Below are 18,794 nucleotides of genomic sequence, written 5' to 3'. Positions count from 1 at the left end.
CGCCGTTGTACGACCTGGGCGAAGGCGCCGAACTGGGCGCCGGCCGATACCGTTTGCAGGCCGCGCTGGGTTCCGGCGGCATGGCCACGGTCTACCGCGCGCTCGACGACGCCCTGGGCAGGACGGTCGCGGTCAAGGTCATGCGGCCCGAGCTGGCCCGGGACCCGGCGTTCCGGCAGCGGTTCCGGCGGGAGGCCAGGCTCGTCGCCGGGCTCAACCATCCCCACGTGGTGTCCGTGCACGACATCGGCGAACACCACGTCCCAGGCACCCAGGAGTCGTTGCTGTATCTCGTCATGGAGTACGTCGAGGGCGAGTCCCTGCTCGACCGGCTCGCCCGGGGCCCGCTGCCCACCGAGGACGCACTGCGCTGCGCCGTCGACATCCTGGAGGGGCTGGGGGCCAGCCACGCGCAGGGGATCGTGCACAGGGACGTGAAACCGGCCAACGTGATGATCACGTCGAGCGGTTGGTGCAAGGTCCTGGACTTCGGGATCGCGTGGGCGGCCGAGGGCTCGCCGAATCTGACCGCCGAAGGGCGCTTCGTCGGTTCGCCGCCGTACATGGCGCCGGAGCAGGTGGTCGGCGAGGCGACGGACGGGCGTACGGATGTGTACGCCGTCGGCATCGTCCTCTTCGAACTCCTCAGCGGGCGCACCCCCTTCGGTGACGCCCCCGTACAGACTCTGCTGGCCAGGCAGCTCCAGCAGGCCCCGCCCACCCTGGCCGAGGTGGGCGTACGCGTCCCTCGCGCCGTACAGGACGTCATCACACGCGCGCTCGCGAAGGACCCGCGCGACCGGTTCGAGGATGCCCACCTGATGAGCTCGGCCATCGGCCGGATTCTCGAACGTGGCGGGGCGCGGACACACGCGGCGATGGCGGACGTACGCCGCAGGGGCGCCGCCCGAGTTGCGGAACCGCCCCGGCCCGTACGGTCGTCGCCACTGCCACCTCCTCCGGTGGCCCAACGGGCCCGCGCGGCGGGCTCACCGCACCTGATACCCGAGCCGCTGGACGAGCCGTACGTTCCGTACAGCCGGACGGCTTCCCGCTTCGGCTTCTGGGCCGGGCTGGCCGGCATCCCGCTGTTCTCCCTCCTCTATCACCTGGTGGAGGAGGGGGTCTCCAGACCTCCCGTCGCGGCCCTCGCTCTGACCTCCGCCGTCGCCGCTCTGGTGGGTCTGATCTGCTCGGCCCGTGCCCTCTCGCACCCGGGCTGCGGGCCCGGTTGCAGGCACGGCATGGCCGGTTGGGGTGTGTTCCTGAATCTGATGGCCGCGGCCGTCTGGTTCGCGTGGCTGCTGGGGATGGCGGGCCAGACCTGACGACCCACGGCCCTCGATCCGGGTCGGACGGCCCCGCATTGCACGACGATTACACGCTCATGAAGCACGTGGCATCACCATGGACACTTCAAGGGCTCGGCTCTAGCGTCGGGCGGCGGCGCGACTCCGCCCCACCCAAGGAGCCCGATGTCCCGCAGAGCGTATGCCCGCGCGCTGGCCCTCGCCCTCACCCTCGTCGTGCCCACTGCCATGCCGACGACTGCCGCGCGGGCGGAGGGAATCCCCAGGACGCCGGGCCACCGGCTGGTCAGCTCGTACGAAGGCGAACCGGCGACCGCGCAACCGGTCCCCGGCGACGCCCCGCCCCAGCACCCCTTCCTGGCCCCCAACGGCCGCAGCGGAATGCACGCGGACGCGACGGGCAGTGGCACCCACCCCTACTCGGGCCCCCTCGGGCGCGACCCGCAGGTCACCAGCGAGAAGATGGCGGCAGTGGGCGGTGAGTGCGCGACCGCGACGTTCGACGCGGCGGGCCGCCTGATCACCGTCTGCGGAACCATCCAGGGCTTCAGACTCAAGCTGCTCGACCCGCGTACGCTCGCCACCCTCGCCGAGTACAAGCTCCCGCAGCGCTCGTCGACCGTAGAGGCCATCACGCGCCTCGACTTCGGGAAGATCTTCAAGGACACCTCCGGCGGTGCGTACTTCTACCTCGACGACCAGGACCGGGTGGTGCTCGCCGACTCGCGCCAGCACGTTCGGCGCATCGCGCACCGGCAGGCGGCCGACGGCAAGTGGGACTTCGTCGTCGAGGACGACTGGGACCTCACGGCACACGTCCCGCACGACTGCGTGACCTGGACGAACCTCTTACCGAGCGGTAAGTGCGACCCCGTGACGTCCGTGATGCCCGACTGGCAGGGGCGTATCTGGTGGGTGACCAGGCTCGGCCGCGTAGGCACAGTCGACCCGGAGACGTCCCGGATCCGTTCCATCCGCCTGGCGGGGGAGGAGATCCAGAACTCCTTCTCGGTCGCCGAGGACGGCGTCTCGATCGTCTCCGACCACGCCCTCTACAGCTTCCGCGCGGACCCCGACGGCACGCCGCGCGCGCAGTGGCGCCAGACGTACGACCGGGGCACGGGCACCAAACCCGGCTCGGTCAACCAGGGTTCGGGCACCACGCCCGACCTCTTCGGTGACGGCTATGTGGCGATCACCGACAACGCCGACGACCGGATGAATGTCCTCGTCTACCGGCGCGGAAGAGACATACCGGCGGATGAACGGCTCGTCTGCAAGGTGCCGGTCTTCGCCGCCGGAAAGTCCACCACCGACAACTCCCTCATCAGCTGGGGCAACAGCCTCGTAGTGGAGAACAACTACGGCTACGAGAACCCGAGCTCCCTGCTCTTCGGCCGCAGCGTAACGGGCGGCGCGACACGCATCGACGTACGCGAGGACGGCAGCGGCTGCGACACCGTCTGGGAGAGCGACGTACGGTCGCCGTCCACCGTCCCCAAGCTCTCCACCGCGAACGGCCTGCTCTACTTCTACGCCAAGCGACCGAACTGGCTCGGCATCGACGCCTGGTACCTGACGGCCGTCGACTTCCGTACGGGCAAGATGCGCTGGAAGCAACTCACCGGCACAGGACCGGCGTACGACAACAACTGGGCGCCGGTCACCATCGGCCCGGACGGCACGGCCTATGTCGGCGTCTTCAACGGCATAGTGGCGGTGCGCGACCGGGCCTGACGGCGGGCGGGCACGGGGAGGCCCGCCCGCTTCCTCCGCCTAGCGGCGCTGCAGCACGCCCCGGACGAAGGCCGCCTGGCCGGCGTGCTGCAGGTCGTCGCTCAGCACACTGACCAGCCGTACCCCCAGCGTGACCGGTGGATCCCAGCCCTCGTCGACGACACGGTCCAGGTCGGCGGCGGCGAGTCCGCGGACGAACGTCATGGTCTGCTCAAGCACGGCGTCCGAGTACTCCAGCAGCAACTCGCCCGAGTCGACCTTGACGGCCCCGACCTGCCGGGCGGTGTGGCCGTACCCGGTCGACCCTGCGGGGAGGGACAGACCGAACCGCGCATCCCAGCCCTGGGCGTCCCACACCTGCTCCAGACCTGCAACCTCGGCCACTTGGGCGTCCTGGATCCGGGCCAGATGCCAGACCAGCCACGTGATCGAATTCGCCTTCGCGTCGATGCGCGCATTGAGCTCCTCGGCGGAGAGCCCCTCAACGGCATCGTGAACCACCTCTCCGATGCGTCCGAATCCGTCGGCCAGTAGCTCCGTAGCCTTCATGCACGATCCCCAGCTCTGTCCGTGAACACCGCCGCCCGGCAGCCGCCGTCAAACCCACCATGCAAGGCGTCCCCGCCCGCGCTGCGGATATCGCAGCCGACACGCTGTTCTGCCTTTCCGTAGCGGCTCATGACCGCCGCTGCGGGCCGTCCTACGGGCGCAGCCCGGTGAGCAGCGCGGCGGTTCCGGCGAAGTCGACCGGGCCGGTGTTCCAGTTGGCGGACATGGGGCTGATGGAGATCCTGTCGGCGCTCACGGCCTCCACGTCACCACCCTTGGCAGCCGGCCGCGGGGCGAACCGGACATCCACCTTCCAGGTGCCGTCACCGGAGTCGGTGAAGTCCGGCTCGAGTACCGTCTGGGGATCCTGGAAGGTCGTGGAAACGCCTTCGGCGGTTCCGGTGCCGTCCGCACCGACGACCGGGTGATTGACGTTCAGGCCGACACCCTTGGGCAGCAGCCGTCCGGACTTCGCCCGGGACTGCAGCTGGTCGATGAGCTTGACCGTGAAATCGACGGTGGGGCGCATGGCGTTGATGGTGGAGACGGGGTCGGGTGCGGCGAAGCCGCCGGTACTCAGGGCGATGGCAGGAACGCCGTACTCCAGGGCGGCGACGGCACCGCCGACCGTCCCGGAGTGGGTCGCCAGACCGGCGATGTTCGGACCGAAATTGGTACCGGAGACCACCAGGTCCGGAGCCTGGTCTTCGAACACCTCGGAGAGGCCGAACGCCACCGAGTCGCCCGGCGTGCCGTCCACGGCCCACACCTTCGGTTCGGGGTGCTTGACCGTCACGGTGGGGCCACTGAGCATCTTCGTGCCCGTGCCGCTCTGGTTGGTCAGCGGGGCGACGATGGTGACGTCGTGCCCGGCGGCGGTGAGCCGCTGGAACGCCGTACGGATGCCGGGCGCGTTGTAGCCGTCGTCATTGGTGAGCAGGATCCGCAGCGGACCGGCCGGTACGGACTGGGACGTGGCAACTGCGGGCGCGGTCCCGGTCAGGGCGGGCGTACACAGCAGCAGGGCAGCCAGCGGCAGAGCGCGATTACGTCTCACAATGTGCTCCTTCGAGAAGGTGGAAGGGGTGGAACCGGCAGGTGCAGGCGCCGGGGGAGGGAGGAGGTCGGGAGGGGTCAGCGCACGCTGCGGATCGGGAGGATCGCCAGGGCGCCGACCAGGGAGAGCGCGCCGCCGACGAGGAACAGCGCGGTATACCCGCCCAGGCCGGTGACGATCGCGGAGGCGACGAACGGGGCGACGATCTGCGGGCCCGCGTTGGCGATGTTGAGGACGCCCATGTCGCGGGCGGCGTCCTCGGCCCGGGGGAGCACGAGGGTGACCAGTGCGGTGTCCACCGCCATGAAGCAGCCGAAAGCCAGGCCGTTGAGCGCGCTGAATACGAGCATCCCGGTCCAGGTGGGGCTGATGACGGGGACGGCCATGACCAGTCCGGCGAGCGCGGCCGAGACGCCGACGAACACCTTCCGTCGGTCCAGACGGTCGGACAGCATTCCACCGACCACCGTCGACACGGCCATCGCGGCCATCGACACCGGGGTGAGGACCGCCATCGCCGCGGCCGGGTTCATCCCGGCGGGCAGTGCGATGTGGTCGTCCAGGATGTACAGCTGATAGCCGACGACGGAGAAGTAGCCGAGGACCATCAGGGCCCGGCCGATGAACGCCCAGCGGAAGTCGTGATGGGACAGGGCGGAAAGGAACGCGGCGAATTGCTCGCGGCGGGGGACGGCCGGAGCGGGAGCCGGGCGTGGAACGTCGCGACAGAAGGTCGTCAGCAGGACGGCCGCCCCTGCCACGATCGCGCCGAACACCAGGTAGCCCATGGTCAGTTGATCCGCGGTCTGCGATGCGATCAGCACACCGACAGTTCCGCCGATCGGCAGCGCAAGGCCGACGAGAGCGGAAGCGGTACCGCGACGGGCGGCCGGGATCCGGTCGGGCACGACTGCGGTTACGGCGGCCTGGTAGACGTTCATTGTGGCCTGCACCAGGCACCAGCCGATGCCCACGAGCAGTGCGGTGTGCACATTGCCGAGGAACGCCAGCCCCGCCAGCGACGCCAGGGCGCCGCCAATGATCCACGGGTTCCGTCGGCCGGTCCGGTCCGACAGGGCGCCGGCGATGGGGTTGAAGGCGGTCGCGAAGACCGCGCTCACACCGCCGACCACGCCCAGAACGGCGACCTTGTTCGCGGGGTCGATCGCCGCGATCTGGGTGGGCAGCAGCACCGCGCCGACACCCATGTAGACGGCCAGCATGGAGGCGTTGGCCACCAGGAGCAGCAGCATGAGCCCCCGCTGCTTGGGGTCCTTCGTCGCGGCGTGCGGACCGCGCGGACGGATCAGTTTGAGGGAGGACATGTCGACTCCTCGGGGGATGGAGCGGAGAGGTGAGAGGGGGCCGCGGGACGTGGGGTCGCGGCGGCTGCGCCGCTCGGAATCGGCGGGCAGGGGGTGAGGCGACAGCGGTGGTTACACGTGTTACCGCCGTGGTGAAGCCCTGTGTAGCACTCATGGCGGCCGCGCGCCAGACTTCAATCCGGACTGTCGGGCGGATCGTGATGATGGAGGTGGGCGGTAAAGGCTCGGCAGTCGGTCACGCATTACGCGCTATTGACGGTCGTAAATGATGCGGCATACCGTCGAAGGGTGCCGACCGTCTGCGACAGGGCACGAGCCCCGCCGACCGAGAGGGAAACCCATGGGTACTGCCCGAAACCAGGCTTCACCCGTTGTGGAACTGCCTGCCGGCCTCCTGCAAGGCGCCACCGAACGCGGCGTCACCGTCTTCAGGGGGGTGCCCTATGCCGAGCCCCCCGTCGGTGCCCTCAGATGGCGCCCGGCGCAGCCGCACACCGGCTGGAGCGGAATGCGGGATGCGACCGCCGACGGGCCCAGTGCACCGCAGATGTACATGGAAGGCGGCGACCCCGTACTCGGAGGCCACGGCTCGCCGCCGTTCGACGACGACTGCCTGACGCTCAACGTGTGGACCCCGTCCGCCGCCGACGCGCCCCGGCCGGTGCTCGTCTGGATCCACGGTGGTGGATTCGTCTCGGGTTCCGGCTCGCTGCCCAACTACTCCGGCGAGACCTTCGCACGCAACGGAGATCTCGTGGTCGTCAGCATCAACTACCGCATCGGACCGCTCGGTTACCTCCATTTCGGCACAGAAGGCGGCGGTCCGGAGGAGGGCGGTGAGGTGCAGCCGGGGAACTTCTGGCTCACCGATCAGGTCGCCGCGCTGCGGTGGGTGCACGACAACATCGCGCACTTCGGCGGAGACCCCGACTGTGTCACCGTCGCAGGCCAGTCGGGCGGCGCGGTGTCCATCGCGGCGCTGGCGGGGCACCCCGAGGCGCAGGGGCTCTTCCGGCGCGTCATCCTGCAGAGCCCGCCCTTCGGCCTGCACATCCCCACTCCCGCCGAATATCTGCCGCGCACCGCCGCGTATCTGCGGATGGCCGGAGTGAAGGACGTCGACGAACTGCGTGGCCTGCCGTGGCCCCAGCTCATCGAGGCGGCCGGAGGTCTGTTCGGGGAGACCATGCGGTGGGGCTATTGGCCGACACCGTTCCTGCCCGTACGCGACGGTGTGACGCTGAGCTGCCACCCCGCCGAAACGCTGCTCCACGGCGCGGCCACCGACATCGACGTGATGATCGGCTGGACCCGGGAGGAGGCCAACTTCGGGTTCGCCCTCGACAAGGGCTACGACAAGGCGACCAAGGATCAAGTGATCGGAAGAATCGCGGAGACCTTCCCGGACGATGCGGTCGAGGTCTACGCCGCGTACGAGCGAGCCCGGCCCGGCGCCCGGCCGGTGGACGTACTCATGGACCTGATCTCCGACGAACTGTTCCGTGTTCCCTGCGTGGAACTGGCCGAGGCCCGGGCGGAGCTCGGGCGCCCGGTGTGGGTGTACCAGTTCGACTTCCCGACCCCCGCGCACCAGGGGCGGCTCGCCGCTGCGCACTGCCTGGAACTCCCCTTTGTCTTCGACAACTTCGACAAGTGGTCACACGCGCCCTTCCTGGCCGGGATCGATCCGGCGGTCCGTGACGGCCTGGCGCACGCCATGCACCGGGCGTGGATCGCGTTCGTACGCACCGGAGACCCCAATCACCCGGACCTGCCGACCTGGGGCCGGTACGAAAGGCCCTCCCGTACCACCATGCGGTTCGACTCCGTCACTGCCGCCGTCGGCGACCCGGCCGGAGACTCGCGCCGACTGCATCGGCGGGCGACCCGGTAGGACGCCCGGGGCGCGATTACCCCCTGTTACGCGTGTAACCTTGAGAGGTAAGTCGGTCAGCTGACCGTCGGAATCGATCAAGGACATCATGGCCAGAGACAGGACTGCCGCGGCGACCGTCACCAGCGCGGATGTGGCCCGCCTGGCGGGGGTGTCCCGCGCCACGGTGTCCTTCGTCCTCAACGACACACAGGCGCACCGGGTCAGCGATGCCACCCGCGCCCGTGTGCTGGACGCGGCCAGGCAGCTCGGATACGTACCGCACGCGGCCGCCCGTTCCCTGCGTGCGGGACGCAGCAATCTGGTGCTGATGCCCACCTCGGTCTCGGCGATCGGCCGACTGGTCAGCAACTGGGTGGACGACCTGCACAGCGAGCTCGACCGCCAGGGCTATACCGCGGTGCTTCATGCCGGCCGGTTCCCCGACGCGGTCACCGCCGCCCGCGCCTGGGCCGAACTGCGGCCGGCGGCCGTGCTGGCCATGGACGGCGACCGCTTCACCGCGCAAGCGGCCGACCTGCTGCGCCGGGCCGGTGTGCGCGGCCTCCTCGCCTTCGCCGCCCGGCCTGTCGAAGGCGCTTACACGGTCGCCTTCGACCACAGCAGCATCGGCGCGGTGGCCGTCGAGCACCTCGTCGCCCGCGGGCGACGCAGGATCGGTGTGGTCATGCCGCAGGAGCGAGGCCTCGACGCGTTCGCCGGGCCACGGCTGGCCGGCGCGGAGGGTGTCGCCGCGCGCCATATGGCAACGGTCACCGCGGTAGACCTCGCGTACACCCGGGAGTCAGCCACGGAGCTGGCCAGGCGCTGGCGGAACCTGGACCTGGACGCCGTCTTCGCCTACAACGACGAGTACGCCGCTCTGCTGATGCGTGCGCTCCAAAACGAAGGCATTGCCGTACCGGAGGATGTGGCCGTCGTCGGCTCGGACGACCTCGTGCCGTCCGCCTTGGAGCAGCCCGCGCTCACCACCGTACGGCTGGACCTGCCGTCGCCCGCGCTCATCGCCGACACCGTGCACGAGCTGGTCGAGCGGGGTACGGCGCCCGCCCTCGACGGCGTGGAAGCCGTCCTCGTGCACCGGAAATCCTCCTGAGCGCATAAGTGGGCCTGGCCTCAGGCGCGGGAGAGGTCGCTCTCTCGCGCCTGAGATGTGCCAGGTGCCTCTGCGCCAAGCACCTCTGCGGTGAGCTCCTGTCAGCCTGAGCCGGTCCTGAGCCGGTCCTGAGCCGGTCCTGAGCCGGTCCTGAGCCGGTCCTCAGCCGGTCAGATGGCGGGCGAGGAAGGCCGCGCTCGCGGTGACGATCGGTGTGACGTCGGCGGCGCCGAGGAAGATGTGATCCGCGCCGTCCACGGGCTGGAGGGTGACGTCACCGCCGGCGCTCTTGAGCGCATCGGCGAGCACCTCGCTCTGGCTGTAGGGCACGAGGGCGTCCTGCGTTCCGTGGACGAGGAGGAACGGCGGGGGAGTCGGGCCGTTCTGCGCGTACGTGACGGGGCTGGCGGCGCGTGCCAGCTCCGGCCACTGGTCGGTGGATCCACCCAGTAGCGCGCTGAACGGATTGGGGTACTCCGTACCGGCCAGGGGCGGCGGCATGGGATGCGCGAGCAGTGAGTTCAGTTCGGAAACCCCGTACCAGTCGACGACGGCCCGGACGTCGCTGGGCTCGTCGAGCACTCCTGTACTGCCCTCCAGGGCCTCGCCGTTCGGGCTGTCGGGGCGGGCGAGCCCGGCGAGCGCGGCCAGGTGGCCGCCGGCCGACTCGCCCCAGACGCCGATACGGCTCGTGTCGATGCCGAAGGTGTCGGCGAACCGCCGGACGTAGCGGATCGCCGCCTTCACATCGTGCAGCTGCGCCGGGAACGGAGCCTCCAGGCTGTGCCGGTAGTCGATGCTGATGAGCGCGAGACCGGCCCCGAGTACGGAACCGTGCAGCAGCTCGACCGGAACGGTGGGCGGAGGATAGCGCCGGTCGCCCTCCAGCCAGCCCCCGCCGTGGATCCATATGACGGCCGGCACCGGTCCGTCGCCCGCGGGCATGTGCACGTCGAGCAGGCGGGGCCGGTATCCGGGAGTGGTCGCATAGGTGACCCCGTGGAAGCGGCGGATGCCGTCTTCGCCCACCACGGGAGGAACTGGAGCGAGGTAGGGGGGCGGCGGCCACCCTGTGTCGAGCTCGGCCGGAAGGGATTGAGTCATGTCCGCCTCTTTCCAATCAGATTGACCACATGGGCCACATTGACCACGGGACGGTGCCGCTGAGGGGGCCGTACGCGCGCCGCGGGGTTTTTGAGGGCCTCGGGATGTTTGTCCGAAATGCCTTGTGCTTGCCCGAGGGGGCGCCTAGGATGTTACACGTGTAACAAACGCTCCCGCGACACTTCAGCAGGCCGACTGCAGGCACTTGCCAAGCCCGCTTCTTTCGCTGATTACACGAGCTGTCTCCGTCGGCGTCGTCGCCTTCCCTCCGGAGTCCGTCATGGTCACCGCCACTGCTCGACCAGTCCCTGTCCGGTCCTCTGTCCACTGGGCCCCGAAGCCGACCGTCGCCACCGTTCCGCGCATCCGGACCTGCGTGCGGGCCGTTCTTGAAGGCTGGCGCATATCCCCCGCCGTCGCCGACGCCCTGCTGTTGGTCGTCAGTGAACTTGTCACCAATGCCGTCCAGTACGCCGGCGCCGTCACCGATCGCCTGCGCGTCACCGTGACGTTCGGTGGCGGATGGCTGCAGCTCGAAGTCGCCGACGGTGATCCGGCCCTGCCGTGCGCCGGGGCGGAAGTTGATCCCGATGCGGAGGGCGGCCGCGGACTGATGATCGTCCATCTGCTGGTTGCCGAGATGTGCGGCGAGCTCGCTGCGCTGCCGTGTGGTCGCGGCAAGGCGGTCCGGGTGCGTATCCCTGCCTCCTGAGCAGGCCTTTTGCTCGGCGGTCGCCGATGCACCTTGCCGGCTCTCCGGGTGGCGTCGGTCCAGATCTCGATGTGGCGGACTATTGACGGTCGTCAGATTATCGAGATACTTGCTCCACTCTCCCCGCTGCCCCGAGATTGAGGTGCCGCCCCATGGAGCTGTCCCCTTCCGCGCACGCCGATCCCTTCTGCCGTGATCGGCTCCCGCCATTCCCTCTCTGGCCCGAACTCCACTTCGACCTGCCGGAGTTGCAATACCCGGCCCGGCTCAACTGCGCCCAGCGACTGCTCGACGACGCCGTCACGCGCTGGGGAGCCGACCGCCCCTGTCTGCTGACCCCCTCCTCCGGTCGCTGGTCCTACGGAGAACTCCTGCGCCGCGCCAACCAGGTGGCCCAGGTGCTCACCGAGGACTTCGGCCTGCTCCCCGGAAACCGCGTCCTGCTGCGCGGCCCGAACAACCCGTGGCTCGTCGCCACCTGGTTCGGGGTGCTCAAGGCCGGCGGAGTCGTCGTCACGACCATGCCGCTGCTGCGTTCCGCCGAGATCGCGGAACTGCACGACATCAGCCGGCCCACGGTCGCCGTGTGCGACCACCGCTATCTCGACGAACTCGACGCCGCCGACACGCCCGGTCTCGCGGTGATCGCGTACGGCGGCCCCGGCGAGCACGACCTGACCCGGCGCAGTGCGGCCAAGGACGGCGAGTTCACCACCGTCGACACGGCCGCCGACGATGTGGCACTGATCGCCTTCACCTCCGGCACGACGGGGCGGCCCAAGGCGACGATGCACTTCCACCGGGACGTGCTGGCCAACGCGGACACGTTCTCGCGTCATGTCCTCAAGCCTCAGCAGGACGATGTGTTCACCGGCACACCACCCCTGGCCTTCACTTTCGGCCTCGGCGGACTGGTGGTCTTCCCGCTGCATGTGGGTGCTGCGACCCTGCTCATCGAGCAGGCCGCCCCGCGCCAACTGGCCGACCTCGTGGCGGAACACGGCGTCACTGTGCTGTTCACCGCCCCCACCGCCTACCGCGCGATCATGGCCGCCGGAGTGGTGGACCGACTCGCGGGACTGCGCCGGTGCGTATCCGCCGGAGAAGCGCTGCCGGCGGCTGTGTGGGAGGAGTTCCGTGCTGCCACCGGACTGCGCATCATCGACGGCATCGGCGCCACCGAGATGCTCCATGTGTTCATCTCCGCGGCCGACGACGGCATACGCCCCGGATCCACGGGCAGGCCCGTCCCCGGCTACCGGGCGGTGGTGGTGAACGGGGAAGGCGATCCCGTGCCCGACGGGCAGCCCGGTCTCCTTGCCGTCACCGGTCCCACGGGCTGCCGCTATCTGTCGGACCCCCGCCAGACGACGTACGTCAGGGACGGCTGGAACCTCACCGGTGACACGTATATACGCGACGCCGAGGGCTACTTCTGGTACGTGGCCCGCAGTGACGACATGATCGTCTCCTCCGGCTACAACATCGCCGGTCCCGAGGTCGAGAAGGCACTGGCGTCCCACCCCCATGTCGAGGAGTGCGCCGTCGTGGGCGCACCGGACGACCGGCGCGGAATGGTCGTCAAGGCGTACGTGGTCCTGAGGCCCGGCGCGGCCGCCGACGACGTGACCGTCAAGGAGCTGCAGAACCACGTCAAGCAGAGCATCGCGCCGTACAAGTACCCGCGCGCTGTCGAGTTCGTCACTGAACTGCCGCGCACCAGCAACGGAAAGCTCCAGCGCAGCGAACTGCGCAAACGAGCCCGGACGACGGCCGGTTAATACGCCGACCTGCCCGTACTTCCGCACTTGTCACTGCTCCCTCGCCCCACGAAAGGCACCACCATGGACATTTCCACCCCGCAGCCGGCTGCTTCCCCGGCGGACGGCCGCGCGGAGGTCCCCGCGCCGCGGAACCTGCCCAGCGTCGTCATCGAGCGCCGCGTCGAGTGGATCGACACCGATGCGGCCGGGCACTACCACCACTCCACCGTGGTGCGCTGGGTCGAGTCGGCAGAGGCTGTCCTGCTGCGGCGCCTGGGGCTGGCCCATCTCTTCGGCAGCACCCCCCGCGTCCGGTTCGAGGCCGATTACCGCGCGCGGCTGTGGTTCGGCGAGACCGTCCGCACCGAGCTTCGCGTCACCAAGGTGGGGGCCAGCTCCCTCCATTACGCCTTCACGGTCCGGGGCGAGGGTGAGGAGGGGGCTGCCGCCACCGGGCGCATGGTCATCGCGCACGCGGCCGCCCGCGCCACCGGATCCGCGCCCTGGCCCGACGACGTACGCGAGGTCCTCACCAAGGCGGGTCCACAGGAGCCCGAGCTCCTCACCAGCGGCTGACCCTGCCATATCTCGAAATCTTGACGGTCGTAGAATTTACGGCATATCTTGTTCCTGGAACCACAGAGGAGGACGCCGTGCGCGTAGCAGTCATCGGAGGAGGGCCCGGCGGGCTGTACTTCGCGGCCCTGGCCAAGCAGCTCTCCCCGCGATGGGACGTCACCGTCTGGGAGCGCAACGCGGCGGACGACACCTTCGGATTCGGGGTCGTGTTCTCCGACGAGACGCTCGACGGCATTGCGCAGGCCGACCCGGAGATCTTCGAAGCGATGTCCGCGGACTTCGCCCGCTGGAGCGACATCGACGTCCGTTACAAGGGCCGTCTGCTCACCTCCGGCGGACACGGGTTCGCCGCGCTGGGGCGCAAGCGGCTGCTCCAGATCCTTCAACAGCGGTGCGCTGCCCTGGATGTGGACGTCCGATACCGCACCCAGGCACCGCCGGTGGGTGAACTCACCGACGCGTACGACCTGGTGGTCGCCTGCGACGGAGTGCGGTCGGCCACGCGCGAGGCGTACGCCGGCACGTTCGGACCGGATCTCGACGAGCGGCACTGCCGCTACATGTGGCTCGGGACGGACAAGGTCTTCGAGGCCTTCACCTTCATCGTCGACGAACACGACTTCGGCACCCTGCAGGTGCACGCCTATCCGTTCGACACCACCCGCAGCACCTTTATCGTCGAGATCGACGAGGATGCCTGGCGTCGCGCGGGCTTCGAAAAGTACGCCGCCCGGGACCACCCCGCCGGCGCAAGTGACGAGGACAGCATCCGGCTGTGCGAGGAGCTGCTCGCCCCGCACCTCGACGGACACCGCCTGATCCCCAACAATTCCAAGTGGATCCGCTTCACGACCGTACGCAACCGGACCTGGCGCCACGGCAATGTGGTGCTGCTCGGGGACGCCGCCCACACCGCCCACTTCTCCATCGGCTCCGGCACCAAGCTCGCCATGGAGGACTCACTGGCCCTGGTCGCCTGCCTGCATGAACACCCCGACGTGCCCACGGCGCTCGCCGCGTACGAAGCGGAGCGCAGGCCGGTCGTGGAATCCACCCAGCGCGCCGCCCAGGCCAGCCTGGAGTGGTTCGAGAACATCGACCGCTATACGGGGCAGGACCCTCACCAGTTCGCGTTCAACCTGCTGACCCGCAGCCGCCGCGTCACCTACGACAATCTGCGGGTACGGGACGAGGAGTTCACCACCGCCGTCGACTCCTGGCACACGGCGGAGCACGCCCGGGTCGCGTCCGCCGCCGACTCCACCGGCTCCAGCCATCCCACGGTCTCCGCTGTTCCGCCGATGTTCCGCCCCTTCCAGCTGGGCGGCCTGCGTCTGTACAACCGCGTCGTCGTGCCGCCGACCGCGTTGTACACCGCACGCGACGGCGTCCCCGGGGACTTCGACCTCGTCCATCTGAGCACCCGGGCCCTGGGCGGCTCCGGCCTCGTATTCGCCGGAATGACGGCGGTGAGCCCCGAGGGGCGTGCCACACCCGGATGCCCCGGTCTGTACACCGACGAACAAGAGGCCTCATGGCGACGGATCACCGACTTCGTCCACCGCCAGTCGGATGCCTGCCTGGGCATCCAGCTCACCCACGCGGGCCGCCGCGCGGCCACCACCACACCCCGCCCGGACGGCACAAGCACCCCCCTGGGCGAGGGCGGATGGCCACTGGTCGCCTGCTCGGCCGTCGCCTGGGACCAGGCCAGTACGGTCCCGCGCGAAGCCACCCGCGCGGACATGGACCGCATCGCCCACGACTTCGTCTCCGCGGCCGAGCGCGCCCATCGCGCCGGATTCGATGCCCTTGAACTGCAGTATGGCCACGGCCACTTGATATCCGGCTTCCTCTCGCCACTGACCAACCGGCGCACCGACTCCTACGGTGGAACTCTCGCGGGCCGACTGCGTTTCCCGCTCGACGTCCTACGGGCGGTACGTGCCGTCTGGCCCGCCGGCAAGGCACTGATCGTCCGCATCTCCGCGGCCGACTGGGCCGAGGGGGGCACGAGCGAAGCGGACGCGGTCGCCATCTCGCGGGCCCTGGCCGAAGCGGGAGCGGACGCCGTGGACATCTCCACCGGTGAGGTCGTCGCCCACGAGCGGCCCCGGTACGGGCGCAGCTATCAGACGCCCTACGCCGATCTGGTGCGCAACGCCACGAGCATTCCCACCATCGCCGTCGGTGCGATCTCCAGCTACGACGACGTCAACTCGATCATCCTCGCCGGCCGGGCGGACCTGTGCGCCGTCGGCCGCGCCCAGCTCCACGACCCGCTGTGGACCCTGCACGCCGCGGCGGCACAGAACTACACGGGACCCGGCGCCCCCTGGCCTCCGTCCTGGAAGGCAGGCAGCAAACGGCCCCCCGGCGCCCGCAGCGACCGCGTCCCACCCCGCCTCCAGCTGCTCCGCGAACCTTCCGCCCCCGTCCACCAGCGTTGGCAGCCGCACACCGACGCCACGGCACTTGCTGCCGGACCTGCCACCCCATCCGCGTCGGCAACCGTCCACTGACCTGGAGGAACCGGAGATCCGATGGAGAACCTGCCTCGCTTCACCGCCGCTGCCGTCCAGGCGTCCCCCGTCTATCTGGACGCCGCAGCAACCGTCGAAAAGGCCGTCGCACTCATCCACGAGGCATCGGCCAACGGCGCCGAACTCGTCGTCTTCCCCGAAGCGTTCGTCCCCGGCTACCCGTACTGGAACTGGACCATGAACCCGGTCCAGGGCTCACCCTGGTACGAACGCCTCTACCGCTCATCGATCGACGTCCCCGGCCCGCACGTGGACGCACTGCGCGCCGCGGCACGCCAGTACGGCGTCGTCCTCGTCATCGGTGTGAACGAGCGGGGCCCGCACAGTCTCGGTGTCCTCTACAACACCCTGCTCATTATCGGCCCGGACGGCGAACTGCTGGGCGTACACCGCAAGTTGGTGCCCACGTGGGCCGAGAAGCTCACCTGGACCGGAGGTGACGGGAGCTCCCTGAAGGTCCATCCCACCCCCATCGGGCCGCTCGGCGCGCTCGCCTGCGGCGAGAACACGAACACACTTGCCCGCTTCACCCTCCTCGCACAGGGCGAGCTCGTCCACGCGTCCTGCTACATCGCATTGCCTGTCGCTCCCGAGGACTACGACATGGCCGATGCCATCGCGGTCCGTACCGCCGCCCACAGTTTCGAGGGCAAGGTCTTCTCCGTCGTGTCCTGTTCGACGATCTCCCCGGAGATCGTGGACACCATCGCGGGGGACGACGAGGACGTACGGCGCATGCTCGCCCGGCCCCGCAGCGCACTCTCCGGGATCTTCGGCCCGGACGGCCGCCCCGTCACCGAACCGCTCATCGACGACGACGGCATCGTGTACGCCGAAATCGACCTGGCCAAGTGCATCCAGCCCAAGCAGATGCACGACATCGTCGGCCACTACAACCGCTTCGACATCTTCCAGCTCCACGTCGACACCCGGCCGCGCACCCCGGTGACCTTCCCGACCGACGCGCCGCCCACGAAGGAGGAAGCATGACCACCGAGAACGACGACACCATGCTGGGACGGGCGCGTGTGTCCGACACCCCCGAACTGACCGCCTACTACGGCGAACTCGCCGAACTGGAGGCCGGTGCGCTGTGGACCGTCGCCAACGACATCGAGCCCTGGTACCCGCAGCCCAAGTCCGTCCCCGTCCTGTGGCGCTACGACGAACTGCGTCCGCTGGTCCACAAGGCGCTCGACCTGGTCAAGGCCGACGACGCGGGCCGACGTGTCGTCATGCTCGTCAACCCCGGCCGCAAGGACGTCAGCGCCGCCGCCGGACTCCTCTACACCGGGCTGCAGATCATGGGCCCCGGGGAGGCCATGACCGCCCACCGCCACCAGGCAGCCGCCCTGCGCTTCGTCCACGAAGGCACCGGCGCGTGGACCGTCGTGGACGGACAGAAGCTCAAGGTGGGCGCCGGCGACTTCGCCATCACACCCAACGGCACCTGGCACGAGCACGGCAACGACTCGGCCGACGCGCCCGTCATCTGGCAGGACGGGCTCGACATTCCCCTGGTCAACGCCCTGGACGCCGGCTTCTACGAGGTCCACCCCGACCTGTACCAGACACCTGGCAAGGTCATCAATGCGTCGGTCCTCACCTACGGCGCGAACCTTCTGCCGTACGGCGTGGACAAGTGGACCCGGCCGTACTCGCCACTGCTGGCCTTCCCGTGGGAGCAGACCTACGAGGCCCTGCGCAACCTGGCCACGGCCACGGAGGGATCCCCGTACGACGGTGTGATCGCGGAGTACACCAACCCCGTCACCGGCGGCTCGGTCATGCCCACCATGGGCGCCCACATGCAGCTCCTGCGACCCGGCCAGGCCACCCGCGCCCACCGCCACACCGGCTCGGTCATCTACACCGCGGCCAAGGGGCAGGGCGTCTCGGTGATCGCCGGACAGCGCTTCGAGTGGAAGCGGGGCGACATCTTCTGCGTGCCCTCCTGGGCCTGGCACGAGCATCGCAACCTCGACCAGTCCGAGGATGCCTGCCTGTTCTCCTTCAACGATTTCCCGGTCATGCACTCGCTCGGCTTCTACCGCGAAGAGGCCTACGCAGACAACGGCGGGCACCAGCCCACCGCCTGAACCGCGCCGCCGTACCGGAACCGCCGGCCCTGACACCGGTACCGGTACGGCGGCGCATCGACCCCGCACCACCTCCACTGCCCTCTTCCACCGCGCCCACGAGGAGCCACCGATGCGACTGGTGACCTACACGCTCGACGACACGACCGACCGCCTCGGCGCCCGGATCGAGGACCACGTGCTCGACCTGGCCACCCTGGCCGACCGGGCCGGCGTACAACTTCCCGCGGACTTGCTCTCGTTCATCCGGGCCGGCAGCGCAGCTCGGGACGCTGCGCGGCAGCTGATCGACGGCGACCCCACCGGATGGCCGGCCGAGGCCGTCCACCGGATCGACGACGTCTCTCTCCGCGCCCCGCTGCGCCCCGGCAAGATCGTCGGAGTCGGCCTCAACTACGTCGAGCATGTCGAGGAGTCCAGCCGCAGCCTGGACACGGACAAGGAACTGCCCACCCGTCCGGTCCTGTTCAGCAAACCGGCAACGGCAGTCACCGGCCCCGGGCAGCCGATCCTGCACAACGCCGACCTGACCAGCCAGTTGGACTGGGAATGCGAACTCGCCGTCGTCATCGGACGCACCGCCTTCCGCGTGAGCGAGGAGGACGCCTTCGAGTACGTCTTCGGCTACAGCATCGTCAACGACATCAGCGCCCGTGACCAGCGGCGCTCCGGCCAGTGGTTCTTCTCCAAGGGCCAGGATTCGTACGCCCCCTTCGGCCCGTGCGTCGTCACCACGGACGATGTGCCCGACCCCATGGCCCTGGATCTCTCGCTGCGCGTCAACGGGGTGACCAAGCAGAAGTCCAACACCCGCCACATGCTCTTCCCCATTGCCCGCCTCATCGCCGACATCAGCTCCGGCGTGGCCCTGGAGCCCGGCGACGTCATCGCCACCGGCTCTCCCTCGGGCGTCGGCGCCGGCATGGTCCCGCCGGAGTTTCTCGTCCCCGGCGACACGGTCGAAGCCACCGTCGAGGGCATCGGCACGCTCACCAACCCCGTGATCGACGCCCGCTGAACCGACTC

At 69.5% G+C, this 18,794-nt stretch carries 15 protein-coding genes; 11 read left to right on the top strand and 4 right to left on the bottom strand.

Annotation, left to right across the window (positions count from 1 at the left end):
- Positions 1 to 5 precede the first annotated feature (5 nt).
- Both J7I98_RS26390 and J7I98_RS26385 read left to right on the top strand, forming a co-directional pair.
- Positions 6 to 1,328 carry a protein kinase gene (locus J7I98_RS26390; protein ID WP_214926776.1) on the top strand — a complete coding sequence of 441 codons (1,323 nt, stop codon included), beginning with the start codon at positions 6 to 8 and terminating at the stop codon, positions 1,326 to 1,328.
- Between the two features lie 147 nt (positions 1,329 to 1,475).
- Positions 1,476 to 3,047, top strand: coding sequence for a hypothetical protein (locus tag J7I98_RS26385; protein ID WP_214926774.1), 1,572 nt, complete (start codon positions 1,476 to 1,478; stop codon positions 3,045 to 3,047).
- A 39-nt stretch (positions 3,048 to 3,086) separates the two neighbouring features.
- Here J7I98_RS26385 and J7I98_RS26380 read toward each other — a convergent pair whose 3' ends face one another.
- From J7I98_RS26380 to J7I98_RS26370, 3 genes are all read right to left on the bottom strand, one after another.
- On the bottom strand, positions 3,087 to 3,596 hold the full coding sequence (locus J7I98_RS26380; protein ID WP_214926772.1) for a DinB family protein: 510 nt from the start codon (positions 3,594 to 3,596) through the stop codon (positions 3,087 to 3,089).
- 151 nt (positions 3,597 to 3,747) lie between these two features.
- The gene (gene surE, locus J7I98_RS26375; protein ID WP_214926770.1) at positions 3,748 to 4,653 is read right to left on the bottom strand and encodes a 5'/3'-nucleotidase SurE; all 906 of its coding nucleotides are present in this window, start codon (positions 4,651 to 4,653) and stop codon (positions 3,748 to 3,750) included.
- A gap of 77 nt (positions 4,654 to 4,730) precedes the next feature.
- Positions 4,731 to 5,978 (bottom strand): MFS transporter, encoded by a 1,248-nt coding sequence (locus J7I98_RS26370; protein ID WP_214926763.1) that lies wholly within the window; start codon positions 5,976 to 5,978, stop codon positions 4,731 to 4,733.
- A gap of 340 nt (positions 5,979 to 6,318) precedes the next feature.
- Here J7I98_RS26370 and J7I98_RS26365 point away from each other — a divergent pair, with 340 nt between their 5' ends.
- Positions 6,319 to 7,872, top strand: a complete 1,554-nt coding sequence (locus J7I98_RS26365; RefSeq protein ID WP_214926761.1) for a carboxylesterase/lipase family protein — start codon at positions 6,319 to 6,321, stop codon at positions 7,870 to 7,872.
- 88 nt (positions 7,873 to 7,960) lie between these two features.
- Entirely contained in the window at positions 7,961 to 8,968 is a 1,008-nt protein-coding gene (locus J7I98_RS26360; protein ID WP_214926759.1) for a LacI family DNA-binding transcriptional regulator, read from the top strand.
- 162 nt (positions 8,969 to 9,130) lie between these two features.
- On the opposite strand, the gene J7I98_RS26355 is transcribed toward J7I98_RS26360, so the two are convergent.
- Positions 9,131 to 10,072, bottom strand: coding sequence for an alpha/beta hydrolase (locus J7I98_RS26355; protein ID WP_214926757.1), 942 nt, complete (start codon positions 10,070 to 10,072; stop codon positions 9,131 to 9,133).
- A gap of 280 nt (positions 10,073 to 10,352) precedes the next feature.
- Here J7I98_RS26355 and J7I98_RS26350 point away from each other — a divergent pair, with 280 nt between their 5' ends.
- The 7 genes from J7I98_RS26350 to J7I98_RS26320 all read left to right on the top strand — a co-directional run bounded on the left by J7I98_RS26350 (position 10,353) and on the right by J7I98_RS26320 (position 18,786).
- Positions 10,353 to 10,784 carry an ATP-binding protein gene (locus J7I98_RS26350; protein WP_214926755.1) on the top strand — a complete coding sequence of 144 codons (432 nt, stop codon included), beginning with the start codon at positions 10,353 to 10,355 and terminating at the stop codon, positions 10,782 to 10,784.
- Positions 10,785 to 10,936: 152 nt separating this feature from the next.
- Positions 10,937 to 12,565 (top strand): AMP-binding protein, encoded by a 1,629-nt coding sequence (locus tag J7I98_RS26345; protein ID WP_214926753.1) that lies wholly within the window; start codon positions 10,937 to 10,939, stop codon positions 12,563 to 12,565.
- Positions 12,566 to 12,628: 63 nt separating this feature from the next.
- Positions 12,629 to 13,123 carry a thioesterase family protein gene (locus J7I98_RS26340; protein WP_214926745.1) on the top strand — a complete coding sequence of 165 codons (495 nt, stop codon included), beginning with the start codon at positions 12,629 to 12,631 and terminating at the stop codon, positions 13,121 to 13,123.
- A gap of 77 nt (positions 13,124 to 13,200) precedes the next feature.
- Entirely contained in the window at positions 13,201 to 15,648 is a 2,448-nt protein-coding gene (locus tag J7I98_RS26335) for a bifunctional salicylyl-CoA 5-hydroxylase/oxidoreductase (RefSeq protein WP_214926743.1), read from the top strand.
- A 21-nt stretch (positions 15,649 to 15,669) separates the two neighbouring features.
- Positions 15,670 to 16,659: a carbon-nitrogen hydrolase family protein gene (locus tag J7I98_RS26330; RefSeq protein ID WP_214926741.1), complete on the top strand. Its 990-nt coding sequence runs from the start codon at positions 15,670 to 15,672 to the stop codon at positions 16,657 to 16,659.
- Complete coding sequence (locus tag J7I98_RS26325; RefSeq protein WP_214926739.1) at positions 16,656 to 17,768, top strand: cupin domain-containing protein; 1,113 nt, start codon at positions 16,656 to 16,658, stop codon at positions 17,766 to 17,768. The genes J7I98_RS26330 and J7I98_RS26325 overlap by 4 nt, the downstream gene beginning before the upstream one ends.
- Positions 17,769 to 17,880: 112 nt before the next feature.
- On the top strand, positions 17,881 to 18,786 hold the full coding sequence (locus J7I98_RS26320; RefSeq protein ID WP_214926737.1) for a fumarylacetoacetate hydrolase family protein: 906 nt from the start codon (positions 17,881 to 17,883) through the stop codon (positions 18,784 to 18,786).
- Positions 18,787 to 18,794: the final 8 nt, after the last annotated feature.

Origin of the sequence: Streptomyces sp. ISL-98 (assembly GCF_018614055.1) — a bacterium.
GTDB classification, from domain to species: domain Bacteria; phylum Actinomycetota; class Actinomycetes; order Streptomycetales; family Streptomycetaceae; genus Streptomyces; species Streptomyces spiramyceticus.
Note: the sequence above shows the minus strand (reverse complement) of the source record. Positions and strands in the feature narration are given on the sequence as shown.

Coding starts and splice junctions, on each gene's coding strand:
- J7I98_RS26385 (WP_214926774.1), top strand. CDS start 1,476: ATGTCCCGCAGAGCGTATGCCCGCGCGCTGGCCCTCGCCCTCACCCTC.
- J7I98_RS26380 (WP_214926772.1), bottom strand. CDS start 3,596: ATGAAGGCTACGGAGCTACTGGCCGACGGATTCGGACGCATCGGAGAG.
- J7I98_RS26370 (WP_214926763.1), bottom strand. CDS start 5,978: ATGTCCTCCCTCAAACTGATCCGTCCGCGCGGTCCGCACGCCGCGACG.
- J7I98_RS26365 (WP_214926761.1), top strand. CDS start 6,319: ATGGGTACTGCCCGAAACCAGGCTTCACCCGTTGTGGAACTGCCTGCC.
- J7I98_RS26360 (WP_214926759.1), top strand. CDS start 7,961: ATGGCCAGAGACAGGACTGCCGCGGCGACCGTCACCAGCGCGGATGTG.
- J7I98_RS26355 (WP_214926757.1), bottom strand. CDS start 10,072: ATGACTCAATCCCTTCCGGCCGAGCTCGACACAGGGTGGCCGCCGCCC.
- J7I98_RS26350 (WP_214926755.1), top strand. CDS start 10,353: ATGGTCACCGCCACTGCTCGACCAGTCCCTGTCCGGTCCTCTGTCCAC.
- J7I98_RS26345 (WP_214926753.1), top strand. CDS start 10,937: ATGGAGCTGTCCCCTTCCGCGCACGCCGATCCCTTCTGCCGTGATCGG.
- J7I98_RS26340 (WP_214926745.1), top strand. CDS start 12,629: ATGGACATTTCCACCCCGCAGCCGGCTGCTTCCCCGGCGGACGGCCGC.
- J7I98_RS26330 (WP_214926741.1), top strand. CDS start 15,670: ATGGAGAACCTGCCTCGCTTCACCGCCGCTGCCGTCCAGGCGTCCCCC.
- J7I98_RS26325 (WP_214926739.1), top strand. CDS start 16,656: ATGACCACCGAGAACGACGACACCATGCTGGGACGGGCGCGTGTGTCC.
- J7I98_RS26320 (WP_214926737.1), top strand. CDS start 17,881: ATGCGACTGGTGACCTACACGCTCGACGACACGACCGACCGCCTCGGC.